Source organism: Sphingomonas glacialis (genome assembly GCF_014653575.1).
Taxonomy (GTDB): domain Bacteria; phylum Pseudomonadota; class Alphaproteobacteria; order Sphingomonadales; family Sphingomonadaceae; genus Sphingomonas; species Sphingomonas glacialis.
This window is the reverse complement of the sequence record NZ_BNAQ01000009.1, coordinates 26,736-39,212: the sequence shown is the minus strand read 5'-3', so window position 1 is coordinate 39,212 and position 12,477 is coordinate 26,736. Positions and strand designations below refer to the sequence as shown.

The following is a 12,477-nucleotide window of genomic DNA, read 5'->3' as shown; positions in this document are numbered from 1 at the left end:
GCAAGGCTGAACATGGGAAAAGGCCCGGAGCGTAAGCTCCGGGCCGTACTTGCCTCGGTCAGAAGGGGACGTCATCGTCCAGATCGTCTTGGTTCTGGGTTGCCCCCTGCTGCTGGCGACCCCGGCTGAGGAAGGTCACTTCGTCGGCGATGATCTCGACGCCGTAGCGCTCGATGTTCTCGTTGTCCGTCCAGCGGGTGTAGTGGATGCGGCCCCGGACCATGACCTTCTGGCCCTTGTCGACGTACTGGGCGACGGTCTTGCCGACGCCGTTGAAGCAGGTGATGCGGTGCCATTCGGTGTCCTCGACCCGGCGACCATCGGCGTCCTTAAGGATCTTGCCTTCGCTGTCGCGCTTGGGGCGCGAGGTGGCGAGGCTGAACTGGGTGATCTTGGTGCCGCCCTGAGTGGAGCGGGTCTCGGGGGTGGCGCCGACGTTGCCGGCGAGGATGACGAGGTTCTGCATTTCGAGGTTCCTTTTTTTGCTGGCCGGGGGTTCGTCCCCTCGACTGAACACCAAAAAAGACGGCCAGGACGCCCTCTCCACCGGAGCGCGAAGACGCGGAGGGGAACCCCGATCCGAGGGGTGGTGCGGGCAGCCGTGGCACACGGCAACACGGCCCGAAGGATCGCGGGTTGGGGAGGGTGGACGGCCGGATTAGGTCGTTCAGGAAACAGAGGGGATGGACCCCCACTGGCGGGCAACCGACAGAGAACCGTGTGCAGGACCAGCTTGTCACATCGGTCTGCCGGCAATGTCGGTGCTTCGACCAGTCACCACAGGCGGCACGACACCTTGCCTGCACTCGCCATGCGCCGATCGCTACGCGGGCAACCTCACCGGGATGACGGTCGCGGCGTGGACCTTGGCACCGCCTTCCTGCCCAGGCTCGCGCGCCGTGCCCCTTCCGACATCGCCTGATGGTGGTCCGGCGCGTTCCACCCCGCTGGGCGGTCGAGACCTGAGCGCCGCTGTCGTGATGCCGATCGAGGCTCTCAACCGGGGTGCTGGCGGGGCCTGCGCGAACCATCGTAGCAGCGTGAGGACCATACCCCTCATCCGAGGCAGACGGTCGGGGTAGGCTCGGGCCTCGCCCACGGGACCGCTCTGCGTCATATATCAGGGCGCGGCAGCGCCCGCTTTACGCGATCACGGCGCGTCGACGTTCGCGTTCAGCGCGGAGTGCCTCGACGATGGCGAGGTCGCGATGCGAAAACGGCTGCCCCGTTCCTGCGATGCCCGTCGCGATGCCGAGCAGGAACGGATCGCACAACGCTTAGATGTCCTATGGCGTCAGATCCTCGGATGCAAACAGGTCGCGGTCGGACATGACCACACGCGGAGCGGCGGGATTGTCCGTCATGACGACGTGGTAGGTGTCGCCGTCAGCGGCTGCGCGGCGCAGCGCAGCGCGAAGCGCCAGCAATGCGCAGCCGTCTGGAATGGGTTGGGGCGAGGCATCGTGTTACTCCATCGGTGTTGTGGGTGAGAATGATCTCCTGCGGCAAAGCCGCAAGAGGCGAGGCCGCTGGCGCAAAGCCAGCGGCCGAGCCGAAGCTCAGGTGACCTTGCGGTCGCTCTGAGCGTTCTGTGCAGCGGGAGGGGTTCCGAGCGGTCCGCGGCGATCGACCACGCGGATGCCGGCCTTCTTGGCATCGATCACCAGACGCTCGGTCACACCGTTGCCTTGGAAGGCGATGACGTAGCGGGGCTTCAGCGAAAGCATCTGCTCGTTGCGACGGAAGCCGGCACGATCACCCAGCTTGCGATCGAGACCGAACCGGACTTGCTGGATACCGTTTTGTTCGGCCCACGACGCCGCGATGCGCTCGATGCCCTTCATGTCGCCGCCATGGACGAGATACATGTCGCCGACGCGCTCCCGAACCGCATTGAGGGTGCGCAGCAGGTTGTCGCCAAATGCCTTCATGTCCTCGTCGGTCTGGAAGGTCAGCCGTCCTCCGGCAAACACGACGGGGGTGCCCTGTGCCGTGTTGGCGTCGCGGACGCGCTCGCGGCGAGCCTGAAGGAATGCTCGGCCGTCAACGATTGCCGACGTCACCCCGAGCGAAATGCGGTTGCCGGTCGACGGGATCCAGGAACGGCCGGTTTCGCGGATGTAGTGTGCCGCTGCGGTGTCGCGCATGTGTTCGTAGCAGGTGGCGGCTTCCTCGATCTTCTTGGCAAGGTCGATCTTGTCCTCGAGGTTGGCGGTGTTGATCTCCGAACCGTCCTGTTCGGCCAGGAAGAGCCTGATCTCGTCGGTGAGACGGTCGATGGTCGCGTGCTTCTTCGCCGCGGCCCGGTGGAAGAGGTTGACCAGGCCCCAGCCCATCTCCTCGATGTCGCGCTCGAGCGACGTGTTCTGGAGGGTTGCGAACAGGTCGCTCCAGATGGCGGTGGTGGTCTGCTCCAGTGCTTCGGTCGAGGGCGGGCACATGCCCGAAACGTCTTCGGAGCGGGGTTCGAGGTGTCCAAGCTCCAGAGCGGAGAGTGCGGCAGCGAGGGAAGTGGTCATGGGGTCAAGCCCTTCATCTGATCGAGGCCGGCGGCCTATCCGCCGGATGCGCACCTCCTGGGCGGCCGAATAAGAGGCGCCCGCACCGGAGCGCAGCGGAGGGAAACCGCAAAAACCGGGGTGGTGCGGGCAGCCGCAAAGCGGCAACTCGGCCCGGATTTTTGCGGTTGCGGGGGTCTCGCGGCCGCCCATGTGCCGCATCTCTCTGGCGGATGGCTGTCGGGCGTCAGGTGGCGTCGGGCGCAGACGTGACCACGCTTGCTGCTACGGTTGATGTGGGGCTCAACCCGAATGTCGCGATGTCGTCGAGAAGTGCCTGCCGCGTTGCACACAAGCGGACAATCGCCGCTGGGGTGATCCTCAACGCTCCTTCGGCGCCGAGCGCATCGATCATGATGCGGAGCTGGTCGACCAGATTCTCGCTCCGGGTCGCGGCATAGCCCGCGCACGCCGCCACCTCAGAGAACAGGCCCGGGACGGGCAGGACGGAGGTATCGCCGCCATCCTGGACAAAGCGCCAGGGATGGACGTCCGCACCTTCAGCGATCGCGCTGACATAAGTGGGATGCTCTGTATCGAGGCTCTTCCACCCGTCGGTCGTATGCGACGCATCGACAAGCGGAGCGGCAGGCGCTGACGACATCTTCCGCCTCGACCGTGATTTCCGCACGGTAATGGGCAGGGTATTCGCCAAGGGGTCGGTGAAGGTCTTCATGGGACCGGACTCCTGAAGGTTGGCAAAATGGGAGACCCAAGCGGTTCGGGTCATTCGTAGCGGGGAGGCTCGGCCGGAAAGGCGCGAAGAAACCATCCATAGTGGACGCCGGTCTGGAAGCGTCCAGCGGAGAGGATGCGGGTGCCCGGTCGCGCGTGATCATCGGTGTTCCAGTCGCGATCGAGATGCGCCTAGACCGCGACCAACATTCGCCGGGCACCGTCATCATGACCGTGGGGGAAGGTAATGCCGAAGGCGGCCAGCTCCGGGTCGGGGTCGGTACATAGAACGGACCGAGATACTTAGCGTCGGCAGGCCGGCTCAGGTGACGCAAAACACCTGTTTGTCACACATTTATGACGGGAACCGGGTTTCCGGTCATTTTGGAGCGGTACAAAAACGAACCCAAATATCTGCGAACGATCGGCCGGTCTTCAGGCGCGGCTTTCCGCCATGTGTTTAGTCCGGTATGAGCGCATATCCACGGAGCTGAAGATTGGCCAATGTGGTGAGTGCTGAATCGTCGATCACGACTCCCGGTGTCAGCTGATCCGATGTGATGCCATTGCCGATCATGGCCTGGCTACAGACGTGCACGGAGACGCCAGCCTTTTGCAGCGCAACGATAAGCGCGACGTTTGGATTTACCGCAATTTTGGTCCGCGTCGCATAAGGCGCGTTCTGGAGAATGAGCGGGGTGGCCGGGCCGTGGATAATTGCCACGATATCACCAGTTGCCGGTCGCACCTTGTCCGCACCCAAGAGATTTACAAACCGGGCGACTTTTTCCAAGCTCGGATTGATCTTGTCGGGCGAAGCGGCAGCTTTCGTAATGTTGAAGACGACGCGGTAACGCAACTTCGGATCGGGGCGCTCTGCAGCGTTCGGGACCAGCATGATGCCCCCGAATTGCGGGATGACGGGATAGAGCTGGCCAGCGGGAGCTGCGAGGACAGGCCCGGTCATCAACAGCGTGCTCGCGAATAACAGGCCGGCAATGAGTTTTCTCGACATTCTCGTGCTCCTGAACATGAATATGCAGCGCACAAACCGCGTGCTTCTTGATGAACCGCCGACATCATTGCGGTGCGCCGACCCACGACCAGATCTCATTCGACACGGGCGAACGCCGCGGCGGCAATAGGACGGCGAGGCACCGCAGAAGCAACAGGGGCGGGCAGAACGACCTGTTCAAGGGCTTTGGGAACGTCATCCCCGCTGCCGAACATGGCCTCTATCGCACGGACGCACAGCGTCACATCATCGTCGGCGAGACGATAGAACACTTGCTTGGCTGCACGCCGCATCGTGACGAGGTTTGTCCGACGCAACTCGGCGAGCTGCTGGCTCAGCGCAGGTTGCACGATCCCCGTCGTTCGTTCGATGTCCCCGACGATCTGCTCCCCGTTCAACAGGTGGGAGAGGATCATCAGTCTTTGCGGCTGCGCATAATTTTTCAGCCTGTCGGCTGCTACGTTTGCCAGCTCACGTGATTGGAAAATTGCGGTCATCGGTCGGCTCGAGTCTGGTGGAACCAGTCGGCAGGCGCGTCCTCACCAAGAGCAGTCTCAACCATGTCGCCCGGCGGAACCAGAACATCGTCACCCGGTTGCCATCCTGCGGGCGTCAATACGCTGCCGTCGGCCGATCGCTGCAGAGCCGCAAGCATCCGGATCATTTCCTCGATCGAACGGCCGACGGTCATGGGATACCATGTAACGCCTCGGATAATGCCGGCTGGATCAATGAAATAGGTCGCACGAACACTGGAAGCGTCAGCCGCGTTCTCATCGAGCATGCCATAGGCCCGGCCGACAGCCATCGAGGGATCCTCGATCACCGGAAACCGAACTTCGACCCCGAATAGCTCGCGGATCGCACGCAACCACGCGACATGCGAATACAGACTGTCCACCGACAGGCCGAGTAGCGCGCAATCCATCGCCTCGAACTCGGGCATCGCCTTGGCCAAACCGACGAATTCGCTCGTGCAGACCGGGGTGAAATCTGCGGGATGGGAAAAGAAGACGACCCAGCGGCCACGATACTGGTCGAGGCTAACATCGCCCTGTGTCGTGCGGGCATGAAAGTTTGGTGCGACATCACCGATCCGCAGAGGGCGGGGTGACGGAGTGCGGGTTGTCGCTGCTTCATCTGTTTGCATCATCGCCATCCGATTGCCTCGACACCCTTTTGCACGCAACGAATATACGTAATTACCGAGATATTGTAAGTCTGAAAGTTTGGCGTATATAGCCGTCATGACAGACACGATTCTCGCCGCAGCCGCATCGCAAGTCACCGCCGCACAGGGTATTCCGACGCTTGTAGTGCGGAGCTTTTTTGACCAGCCGACCAACACGGCGAGCTATGTCGCGCATGATCCGACAACGCGCCGCGCGGCGATCATCGACAGCGTGCTAGACTTCGATGCCGCGGCGGGTCGCACCGATACCGCCTCGGCGGATGCGATCATCGCCTATGTGCGTGACGAAGAGCTGGGGATCGACTGGCTGCTCGAAACGCACGCTCATGCCGATCATCTCTCGGCAGCACCCTATTTGCAAAAGGCACTCGGCGGAGCGCTTGCCATAGGCCGGGAGATCCTGCGCGTTCAGGACGTCTTCGGAAAGATCTTCAACGAAGGCACCGACTTTGCCCGCGACGGGTCAGAGTTCGACCGCCTATTCGATGATGGCGACCGGTTCGCAATCGGCTCGATCCCGGCGATCGCGCTCCATGTGCCCGGCCACACCCCGGCCGACATGGCGTATGTCATCGGTGAGGCCGTATTCACGGGTGATACGCTGTTCATGCCCGACTATGGATCGGCTCGAGCCGATTTCCCCGGCGGGGATGCGCGCCAACTTTACCGCTCGATCCGGCGTCTGCTGACCCTTCCCGCCGAAACACGGCTGTTCCTGTGCCACGACTACAAGGCGCCCGGTCGCGACCGCTACGCGTGGGAGACGACCGTTGGCGCACAGCGCACCGGTAACGTGCACGTCCATGAAGGCGTCGGGGAGGATGAGTTCGTCACGATGCGAATGGCGCGTGACGCCACCTTGTCGATGCCCAAGCTGATTCTGCCCTCCATCCAGGTGAACATGCGCGGTGGACACCTCCCCGAACCTGAAGCCAATGGCACGCGCTACCTCCAGATTCCGCTGAACGTGCTCTGATGAACTGGGCAGGTGCCATGCCGCTTGCTGGTTTGACCGGCGGCCTGTTGATCGGCCTTGCCGGCGCGATCATGCTTTTGGGCCTCGGGCGAATTGCCGGGGTCAGTGGGCTCGTCGCGCGCGCGACGGGGATCGCACCAAGTGGGACCCCATGGCCGATCGCCAGCGCATTCATCATCGGCCTGCCGATTGGCGCTTGGGTGGTAGCACTTGTCGCCGGCCCGGTGACGACGCGTTTCCCGACATCAATGACCGTCCTTGTCCTCGGCGGCCTGATCGTGGGCTTCGGCACGCGCATGGGCAGCGGCTGTACCAGCGGCCACGGGGTCTGCGGACTGTCGCGGCTGTCACCCCGGTCGATCGCGGCAACCGCCAGCTTCATGGTTGCGGGGTTTGCGACCGTCGCGGTGATGCACGTCTTGGGAGTATCCTGGTGATGCGTCGCGTGATGATCGCCTTGCTCGCCGGCCTCCTGTTCGGCGCGGGCCTTGCGCATTCGGGCATGTCGGACCCTGCCCGGGTCCGCGCGTTCCTCGACCTATTGGGCGGGGCATGGGATCCGACGCTTGCCTTTGTCATGGGCGGCGCCATCGTCCCGATGGCAATCGCCTGGCGGATCCGCAGGCGGCTTGATGCTCCGTTCGCCGACACATCCTTCACACTGCCCGCCACGACCGGAATCACGCCGTCTCTCATTGGCGGGTCTGTCCTGTTCGGGATCGGGTGGGGCATCGCCGGGCTCTGCCCGGGGCCGGCTATCGCCGATCTCGCCATCGCCCCTGTCCCCGCAGCTATCTTCGTCACCGCAATGCTTGGCGGAATGATCCTGCATCGTCTGCTGCCTGCTCTCCCGGCAAAGCAGCCTCCCCTGGAGACTTCCCATGTCTGATACCCTTACGGTCGGCCTGCCGCGCATCAATGCGCCCGCACCGAACTTTTCCGCCAAGACCACGCACGGCGACCGCACGCTCGCTGACTATAAGGGCAAGTGGCTGGTGCTGTTTTCGCATCCGTCCGATTTTACGCCGGTCTGCACCACCGAATTCATCGGCTTCGCCAGGGTCGCGGCTGAGCTGACGGCGAAAAATTGCGAGCTGCTCGGCCTGTCGATTGATAGCATCTACTCTCACATCGCCTGGACGCGGAACATCGCCGAAAAGTTCGGTGTCGAAATCCCGTTTCCGATCATCGAAGACCTGAAGATGGAGGTGGCACGTGCCTATGGCATGATCCACGAAGGCGCGAGCGATACCTCCGCCGTGCGCGCCACCTTCGTGATCGATCCCGAAGGCATGCTGCGAGCGATGCTCTATTATCCGATGAGCAACGGCCGCTCGATCCCCGAAATCGTCCGTCTGGTCACTGCCATGCAGACGAGCGATGCGAATGGCGTGGCGACGCCTGCCGGTTGGCAGCCGGGCGAGGACGCCATCGTCCCCCCACCCAAGACGATCGCAGCGGCAGCAAGCCGCGAGGGTGAAGGCTTTGCCTATACCGACTGGTACTTCTCGAAGCGCCCGCTCGCCGCCTGATGCCATGCTCCGGCACGCGCTCGTCCCGTGCCGGGCCTTCATTAAAGGAACAGGCCATGAAGAACGTGGGAACGATCGACCGTACAATCCGGATCGTCGCTGTCGTCGCGATCGCAGCGGTGATCATGACCGGATTGATCAACGGCACCCTCGCACTCGTCCTCGGCATCATCGGGGTCGTGCTGTTGCTCACGGCTCTGACGTCCACGTGCCCCGGATACCTGCCGTTCGGCCTGTCGACGAGAGCCCGGGTCCGCTGAGCGCGGCCTAACCTCCTACCGCTGAAGGACGATTCCATGACTATCAAATCGCTGACACCAGCCCTGTCGGTTTCGCCGCAGCTGACCGAGGCAGATATCGCCCAAGCAGCGCGGGACGGTTTTCGAGGTATCGTCGACAACAGACCCGATGGCGAGGAGCCTGGCCAGCTTTCCGCAGACCAGATGGAGCAACTTGCGGCCAGCCACGGTATGGCGTTTGCGCACGTGCCGGTCGTCGCGGGCAAGATTGGCGATGAAGATGTCGCGCGCATGGCCGACGTGCTGGCACGTCTCGACGCACCGGTGCTTGCCTATTGTCGGACCGGCACGCGCTCGACCTCGCTCTGGGCGCTTTCCCAGGTAGGCTCGATGCCGGCGGAGACGATCCTCAAGACTGCGAGCAACGCCGGCTATGACCTGGCGGCGCTCCGGTCCCGATTGGAAACGAATTCGGCAACTCCGGAACAGGCCGGTCCTGCGCGTGCCGACATCGTTGTCGTCGGCGGTGGGTCGGCAGGACTTGCAACGGCTGCATCGCTGCTCGAGCGTGATCGCACGCTCGACATCATCGTCATCGAGCCGCGCACCGAGCATGACTATCAGCCCGGCTGGACGATGGTCGGCGGGGGCGTGTTCGATGCCAGGGATACTCGACGCCCCGAAGCGAGCGTGATGCCTACCGGTGCGCGCTGGATCAAAAGTGCGGTCGCCCGCTTCGCGCCTGAGCGCAATACCGTGACGCTCGAAGACGGATCAACGGTCGGATATCGCGCCTTGGTCGTAGCGCCTGGGATCACGCTCGACTGGGCTGCGATCGACGGCCTGACAGAGACGCTCGGACGCAACGGCGTCACCTCGAATTACAGCTACGAAACGGCCCCCTATACGGGGGTGGTACATAGAACGGACACAGATATACGCTAAGACGGCCGCGAGTTAGGACGCCCTAGTGTGGCAGCGAGCGAAACAGCGGCTTCGAAGGTGAGGCGATCGGGGCACCGACGTGATCGTCAGCCGGCTCGCCTATGCGTACGGTTGCAAGAACAGCGCCTGCGCGACGGAGGCGGTCGCGGCCGGGGTGTCGGTCATCTTCCAATGTCCGGCGCCAAAGAACTCGCGGTGTGGCAGATCACCCGCGTGCTTGTCGACGAACCGGGCGGTGGTTTCCGGGCTATTATGTCTTCCCCATAAGTACAGACTGCGCGCGCCCGCATCGGCTAGCCGCAGTTACTCCGCGCCGAACCCGTCGTCACGTCCCAGCTCGGCCGCGTCACGGCCTAGACGCCACATGGCGAGAGCGTCCGCGCCGGCGACGGCAGTGGCGTAACGGCCCATCGCCGGATCGCGGGTCGCCATGTCACGGATCGAGGTAACGAAAACTCGTTTGAACGCGTCCGGGTCGGCGAATCCGGTCGCTTGCCCTGAGAAGTAGGCGTCCTCTGAGGTGAGGTTGCCCTCAATCGAGAGTAGGGCGGTGAAGCGGCCCGGATGGCGAATCACGGCCTCGACTGCTATCGGCGAACCGACCGAGTGCGCGATCAACCCCACGGGTCCGTCCGGAGAAGTGGCATCAGCCAGCCGCGTCAAGAAATGCGCCAACCCGCCCGTGCCGAGAAAGCCGGGAGTGGCTGCGCTCGAGCCGCCGAAGCCCGGCAAATCCGGCGCGAGCAGCGCGAAGTGGGGCTCCGTGGGAGTTTCTTCAGCCGTGTACGGTAAGGGGATAAAAGTTCTTGGGATTGAAGCGATTGGCGCGGTAGCGTTCGAGGGGGCGGTCGATCTCATTCCAGAGATAGTCGCCGGTCAGCGGGATGCGGCTCTAGGGCAGCGGCGCGACTTGGGCGAGGAGCGCGTCGGGAATGGTGCTCCCCTGGTCATGCGCGAAGCCGTTTTGGGGTGGCCCCCAGTGGTTGAGGCAGAGGCGACAGTTCGCGCTGGTAAGCGCGGCTTGGATGCCGGCGACGCGGGTCTCTCGTTCATCGGCTATTCGCTTCTTCGTCCCGGATCAAAATTTTTCAATCACCCAGCTTGGTAAGCGCCGAGCCTTTGTGGGCGGCAATATGGTCGGTCTTGCTGCTCTTGATTTCATATTGCGGCGACTCGCGAGTCGCGCGGTGGGTGTGGCCCTTATAATCGAAGCCGCGGCTATGAACCTTGATGATCGTCCCGCTGACGTGACCGGCTTCCGAATTCCATCCGACCCGGTCGCCAACCTTGAATCGTTCAGTCATCTGCATTCTCCCAGAGGGCAATTTCGGCCGGTCATTTTCAAGTGGAACCTCCGACCCCATCTGTAACGCATGAACACGCTAGATTCCCTGCTGGACGAGGTTCGCGCCTGCCGCGCCTGCGCCAACGTCCTGCCGCTGGGGCCGCGACCGGTCGTGCAGATATCGGCGACCCCGCGCATTCTGATCGCCAACCAGGCGCCGGGAACGAAGGTGCACGAAAGCGGGATCCCGTTTTCCGATGCGTCGGGGGATCGCCTGCGCGAGTGGATGGAGGCGTCGGCGAACCAATTCTATGACGAGAGCAAAATCGCGATCCTGCCAATGGGACTGTGCTATCCCGGACGCCAGCCGGGCGGCGGTGACGCGCCCTCGCGGCCCGAATGCGCGCCGCTCTGGCGCGGTCGCCTGCTGGCGCACAAGCCCGACCTGCGTTTGACGTTGCTGGTCGGGACGCACGCCCAGACCGACGTGTTGGGACCGGGCAAAATGACCGAACGAGTGATGAGCTTTCGAGATTATCTGCCCACAATTTTTCCGCTGCCGCATCCCTCGTGGCGCTCACGCCATTGGGCGGCGAAGAATCCCTGGTTCGATGCGGACGTGCTTCCGTTGCTGCGCCACGCGGTCCAGGATGCACTCGCATGATGTCGGTCGACCGCCCGCCTGTCTACACGATCGGTCATTCGACGCGGAGCGTCGTCGAGTTCGTCGAGCTTCTGCAGACAGGCCGGGTCGAGCTGGTCGTCGATATCCGCAGCACGCCGCGATCCCGCACCAATCCTCAGTTTAACATTGACGCGCTTCCACAAGCGCTCGCCGCCTGGCAGATCGGTCATACACGGATCAAGGAATTGGGCGGTCGGCGACCCAAATCGACAACGATTTCACCCGAAGTCAACGGCTTCTGGACCAACCAGAGCTTTCACAATTACGCGGACTACGCGCTGTCCAACGAGTTTCGCGTCGGCTTCTCACGCCTGACCGAATTGAGCGTCGAGCGGCGGTGCGCGATCATGTGTTCGGAAGCGGTCTGGTGGCGCTGCCATCGCCGGTTCGTCGCCGATTACCTCCTTCAGGACGGGAGGGATGTCTTCCACTTGATGGGGACCGCGCGGGTCGATGCCGCCAGGATCAACCCGGCGGCGCGCGCGGACGGCGCCTCGCTCGTCTATCCCGCGCTCGATGCGCCCATGGAGGGATGAGTCACAGATCGGGGAGGTGGTCATAGAACTCGACCTGCATCCGGACGGGGCCAAGCGGCTCGACGAAATGGGGCTGCTCGGGAAGGATCAGCCCCGGATGGCCAGGCTCAAGGATCACCTCGGAGCTCGGGTCGAGCACCCGATAACGCAGGCGTCCTTCGAGCACCCGGATCACTCCCCACGCGCTGGCTTTCGTGCGATGTTCGCGGCGCAGTCCGGCAGGAAGGGTCGTCTCGTCGAACACCGGCGTGGATTTATAGGGCGTTGTCGGCGTGGACGCAGCCGGCGCCGTCATGACGGGCCGATGCTCCGGTAATGTATAGCCCGATCGACGAGGTCGACCATGTGCATTGCCGCCTGAGTCGTTAGCGGGTGGTGGGTGAAACCTGGCCTCGGCGAGATATAGGACGCCATCTCGCGTGCGAGTTCCAACTGCCGATCGGACCCTTCCGCCAGCATCATGATCATCAGGTTTTCCGACGCGATCACGCGAATGCGGAGCTGAACGAGCTCGGCATTCGTCAGCGGCGGAATTTCGGTCAGATCGACATCGAGAGAGTGTTCTTGAGGGCCGTCGGGTCCTGCGCCTCCCTCATTGTCCCACCGCGAAAGCGCCTTCAGGCCCCTGTGCATTATTCGGACACAGATTCACGGTAGCCCGCAATCGCGCTTTTTAGTAGCCCCCGCCTCTCGCGGTGATAACCGAGCTGGTTTGCCGATCTCAGCAACCAACATTGTAAAGCGAGGTTTTGAGTTCACAAAACCGCGCGTGCGTGTTGGCTGCGCGGTGTCACAACCGACCGAGACCGTTGTAACACCATTGCGTCTGCGACTAATGT

19 protein-coding genes are annotated in these 12,477 nt (G+C 63.1%); 9 read left to right on the top strand and 10 right to left on the bottom strand.

The window, feature by feature from the left end; all coding sequences use genetic code 11:
* Nucleotides 1-58: 58 nt before the first annotated feature.
* From IE187_RS19255 to IE187_RS19230, 6 genes are all read right to left on the bottom strand, one after another.
* The gene (locus tag IE187_RS19255; protein ID WP_189677626.1) at nt 59-466 is read right to left on the bottom strand and encodes a single-stranded DNA-binding protein; all 408 of its coding nucleotides are present in this window, start codon (nt 464-466) and stop codon (nt 59-61) included.
* A 1,093-nt stretch (nt 467-1,559) separates the two neighbouring features.
* On the bottom strand, nt 1,560-2,519 hold the full coding sequence (locus IE187_RS19250; protein ID WP_189677662.1) for a DUF2493 domain-containing protein: 960 nt from the start codon (nt 2,517-2,519) through the stop codon (nt 1,560-1,562).
* 226 nt (nt 2,520-2,745) lie between these two features.
* A complete protein-coding gene (locus IE187_RS19245) occupies nt 2,746-3,234 on the bottom strand; it encodes a hypothetical protein (RefSeq protein ID WP_189677625.1) in 489 nt (162 codons plus the stop codon).
* A gap of 459 nt (nt 3,235-3,693) precedes the next feature.
* Nucleotides 3,694-4,248 (bottom strand): DsrE family protein, encoded by a 555-nt coding sequence (locus tag IE187_RS19240; protein ID WP_438810938.1) that lies wholly within the window; start codon nt 4,246-4,248, stop codon nt 3,694-3,696.
* Nucleotides 4,249-4,343: 95 nt separating this feature from the next.
* Nucleotides 4,344-4,745: an ArsR/SmtB family transcription factor gene (locus IE187_RS19235; protein WP_189677624.1), complete on the bottom strand. Its 402-nt coding sequence runs from the start codon at nt 4,743-4,745 to the stop codon at nt 4,344-4,346.
* Nucleotides 4,742-5,398: a peroxiredoxin gene (locus IE187_RS19230; RefSeq protein WP_438810939.1), complete on the bottom strand. Its 657-nt coding sequence runs from the start codon at nt 5,396-5,398 to the stop codon at nt 4,742-4,744. The genes IE187_RS19235 and IE187_RS19230 overlap by 4 nt, the downstream gene beginning before the upstream one ends.
* A gap of 97 nt (nt 5,399-5,495) precedes the next feature.
* Here IE187_RS19230 and IE187_RS19225 point away from each other — a divergent pair, with 97 nt between their 5' ends.
* Genes IE187_RS19225 through IE187_RS19200 form a run of 6 tightly spaced genes read left to right on the top strand, consistent with a single transcriptional unit; the run spans nt 5,496 to nt 9,132 of the window.
* Nucleotides 5,496-6,416 carry an MBL fold metallo-hydrolase gene (locus IE187_RS19225; RefSeq protein ID WP_189677622.1) on the top strand — a complete coding sequence of 307 codons (921 nt, stop codon included), beginning with the start codon at nt 5,496-5,498 and terminating at the stop codon, nt 6,414-6,416.
* Nucleotides 6,416-6,853 carry a YeeE/YedE family protein gene (locus tag IE187_RS19220; RefSeq protein WP_189677621.1) on the top strand — a complete coding sequence of 146 codons (438 nt, stop codon included), beginning with the start codon at nt 6,416-6,418 and terminating at the stop codon, nt 6,851-6,853. The genes IE187_RS19225 and IE187_RS19220 overlap by 1 nt, the downstream gene beginning before the upstream one ends.
* Entirely contained in the window at nt 6,853-7,305 is a 453-nt protein-coding gene (locus IE187_RS19215) for a YeeE/YedE family protein (protein ID WP_189677660.1), read from the top strand. The genes IE187_RS19220 and IE187_RS19215 overlap by 1 nt, the downstream gene beginning before the upstream one ends.
* Nucleotides 7,298-7,948 carry a peroxiredoxin gene (locus IE187_RS19210; RefSeq protein ID WP_189677620.1) on the top strand — a complete coding sequence of 217 codons (651 nt, stop codon included), beginning with the start codon at nt 7,298-7,300 and terminating at the stop codon, nt 7,946-7,948. Before IE187_RS19215 ends, IE187_RS19210 begins: the two co-directional genes overlap by 8 nt.
* A gap of 56 nt (nt 7,949-8,004) precedes the next feature.
* A complete protein-coding gene (locus IE187_RS19205; RefSeq protein WP_189677619.1) occupies nt 8,005-8,208 on the top strand; it encodes a YgaP family membrane protein in 204 nt (67 codons plus the stop codon).
* Nucleotides 8,209-8,244: 36 nt separating this feature from the next.
* Nucleotides 8,245-9,132: a bifunctional protein tyrosine phosphatase family protein/NAD(P)/FAD-dependent oxidoreductase gene (locus IE187_RS19200; protein ID WP_189677618.1), complete on the top strand. Its 888-nt coding sequence runs from the start codon at nt 8,245-8,247 to the stop codon at nt 9,130-9,132.
* Between the two features lie 303 nt (nt 9,133-9,435).
* On the opposite strand, the gene IE187_RS19195 is transcribed toward IE187_RS19200, so the two are convergent.
* Nucleotides 9,436-9,864 carry an alpha/beta fold hydrolase gene (locus IE187_RS19195; protein WP_229839553.1) on the bottom strand — a complete coding sequence of 143 codons (429 nt, stop codon included), beginning with the start codon at nt 9,862-9,864 and terminating at the stop codon, nt 9,436-9,438.
* On the opposite strand from IE187_RS19195, the gene IE187_RS21495 reads away from it, so the two are divergent.
* Nucleotides 9,833-10,240 carry a hypothetical protein gene (locus IE187_RS21495; protein WP_229839563.1) on the top strand — a complete coding sequence of 136 codons (408 nt, stop codon included), beginning with the start codon at nt 9,833-9,835 and terminating at the stop codon, nt 10,238-10,240. The genes IE187_RS19195 and IE187_RS21495 overlap by 32 nt on opposite strands.
* On the opposite strand, the gene IE187_RS19190 is transcribed toward IE187_RS21495, so the two are convergent.
* Nucleotides 10,221-10,436, bottom strand: coding sequence for a hypervirulence associated TUDOR domain-containing protein (locus IE187_RS19190; RefSeq protein WP_189677616.1), 216 nt, complete (start codon nt 10,434-10,436; stop codon nt 10,221-10,223). The two genes, IE187_RS21495 and IE187_RS19190, sit on opposite strands and share 20 nt — an antisense overlap.
* A gap of 69 nt (nt 10,437-10,505) precedes the next feature.
* Between IE187_RS19190 and IE187_RS19185 the strand changes: the two genes are divergently transcribed.
* Both IE187_RS19185 and IE187_RS19180 read left to right on the top strand, forming a co-directional pair.
* Nucleotides 10,506-11,081, top strand: coding sequence for a uracil-DNA glycosylase family protein (locus IE187_RS19185; RefSeq protein ID WP_189677615.1), 576 nt, complete (start codon nt 10,506-10,508; stop codon nt 11,079-11,081).
* Complete coding sequence (locus IE187_RS19180; RefSeq protein WP_229839552.1) at nt 11,078-11,638, top strand: DUF488 domain-containing protein; 561 nt, start codon at nt 11,078-11,080, stop codon at nt 11,636-11,638. The genes IE187_RS19185 and IE187_RS19180 overlap by 4 nt, the downstream gene beginning before the upstream one ends.
* 1 nt (nt 11,639) lies before the next feature.
* On the opposite strand, the gene IE187_RS19175 is transcribed toward IE187_RS19180, so the two are convergent.
* Together IE187_RS19175 and IE187_RS19170 are read right to left on the bottom strand one after the other, a co-directional pair.
* Entirely contained in the window at nt 11,640-11,933 is a 294-nt protein-coding gene (locus IE187_RS19175) for a TehB family protein (protein WP_189677614.1), read from the bottom strand.
* Nucleotides 11,930-12,271, bottom strand: coding sequence for a hypothetical protein (locus IE187_RS19170; protein WP_189677613.1), 342 nt, complete (start codon nt 12,269-12,271; stop codon nt 11,930-11,932). The genes IE187_RS19175 and IE187_RS19170 overlap by 4 nt, the downstream gene beginning before the upstream one ends.
* Nucleotides 12,272-12,477 lie beyond the last annotated feature (206 nt).

Excerpts from the sequence above, each read along its gene's own strand:
- IE187_RS19250 (WP_189677662.1), bottom strand. The coding sequence starts at position 2,519 with ATGACCACTTCCCTCGCTGCCGCACTCTCCGCTCTGGAGCTTGGACAC.
- IE187_RS19190 (WP_189677616.1), bottom strand. The coding sequence starts at position 10,436 with ATGACTGAACGATTCAAGGTTGGCGACCGGGTCGGATGGAATTCGGAA.
- IE187_RS19240 (WP_438810938.1), bottom strand. The coding sequence starts at position 4,248 with ATGTCGAGAAAACTCATTGCCGGCCTGTTATTCGCGAGCACGCTGTTG.
- IE187_RS19205 (WP_189677619.1), top strand. The coding sequence starts at position 8,005 with ATGAAGAACGTGGGAACGATCGACCGTACAATCCGGATCGTCGCTGTC.
- IE187_RS19175 (WP_189677614.1), bottom strand. The coding sequence starts at position 11,933 with ATGACGGCGCCGGCTGCGTCCACGCCGACAACGCCCTATAAATCCACG.
- IE187_RS19210 (WP_189677620.1), top strand. The coding sequence starts at position 7,298 with ATGTCTGATACCCTTACGGTCGGCCTGCCGCGCATCAATGCGCCCGCA.
- IE187_RS19235 (WP_189677624.1), bottom strand. The coding sequence starts at position 4,745 with ATGACCGCAATTTTCCAATCACGTGAGCTGGCAAACGTAGCAGCCGAC.
- IE187_RS19170 (WP_189677613.1), bottom strand. The coding sequence starts at position 12,271 with ATGCACAGGGGCCTGAAGGCGCTTTCGCGGTGGGACAATGAGGGAGGC.
- IE187_RS19185 (WP_189677615.1), top strand. The coding sequence starts at position 10,506 with ATGAACACGCTAGATTCCCTGCTGGACGAGGTTCGCGCCTGCCGCGCC.
- IE187_RS19215 (WP_189677660.1), top strand. The coding sequence starts at position 6,853 with ATGCGTCGCGTGATGATCGCCTTGCTCGCCGGCCTCCTGTTCGGCGCG.
- IE187_RS19255 (WP_189677626.1), bottom strand. The coding sequence starts at position 466 with ATGCAGAACCTCGTCATCCTCGCCGGCAACGTCGGCGCCACCCCCGAG.
- IE187_RS19225 (WP_189677622.1), top strand. The coding sequence starts at position 5,496 with ATGACAGACACGATTCTCGCCGCAGCCGCATCGCAAGTCACCGCCGCA.
- IE187_RS19180 (WP_229839552.1), top strand. The coding sequence starts at position 11,078 with ATGATGTCGGTCGACCGCCCGCCTGTCTACACGATCGGTCATTCGACG.
- IE187_RS19245 (WP_189677625.1), bottom strand. The coding sequence starts at position 3,234 with ATGAAGACCTTCACCGACCCCTTGGCGAATACCCTGCCCATTACCGTG.
- IE187_RS19200 (WP_189677618.1), top strand. The coding sequence starts at position 8,245 with ATGACTATCAAATCGCTGACACCAGCCCTGTCGGTTTCGCCGCAGCTG.
- IE187_RS19230 (WP_438810939.1), bottom strand. The coding sequence starts at position 5,398 with ATGCAAACAGATGAAGCAGCGACAACCCGCACTCCGTCACCCCGCCCT.
- IE187_RS19220 (WP_189677621.1), top strand. The coding sequence starts at position 6,416 with ATGAACTGGGCAGGTGCCATGCCGCTTGCTGGTTTGACCGGCGGCCTG.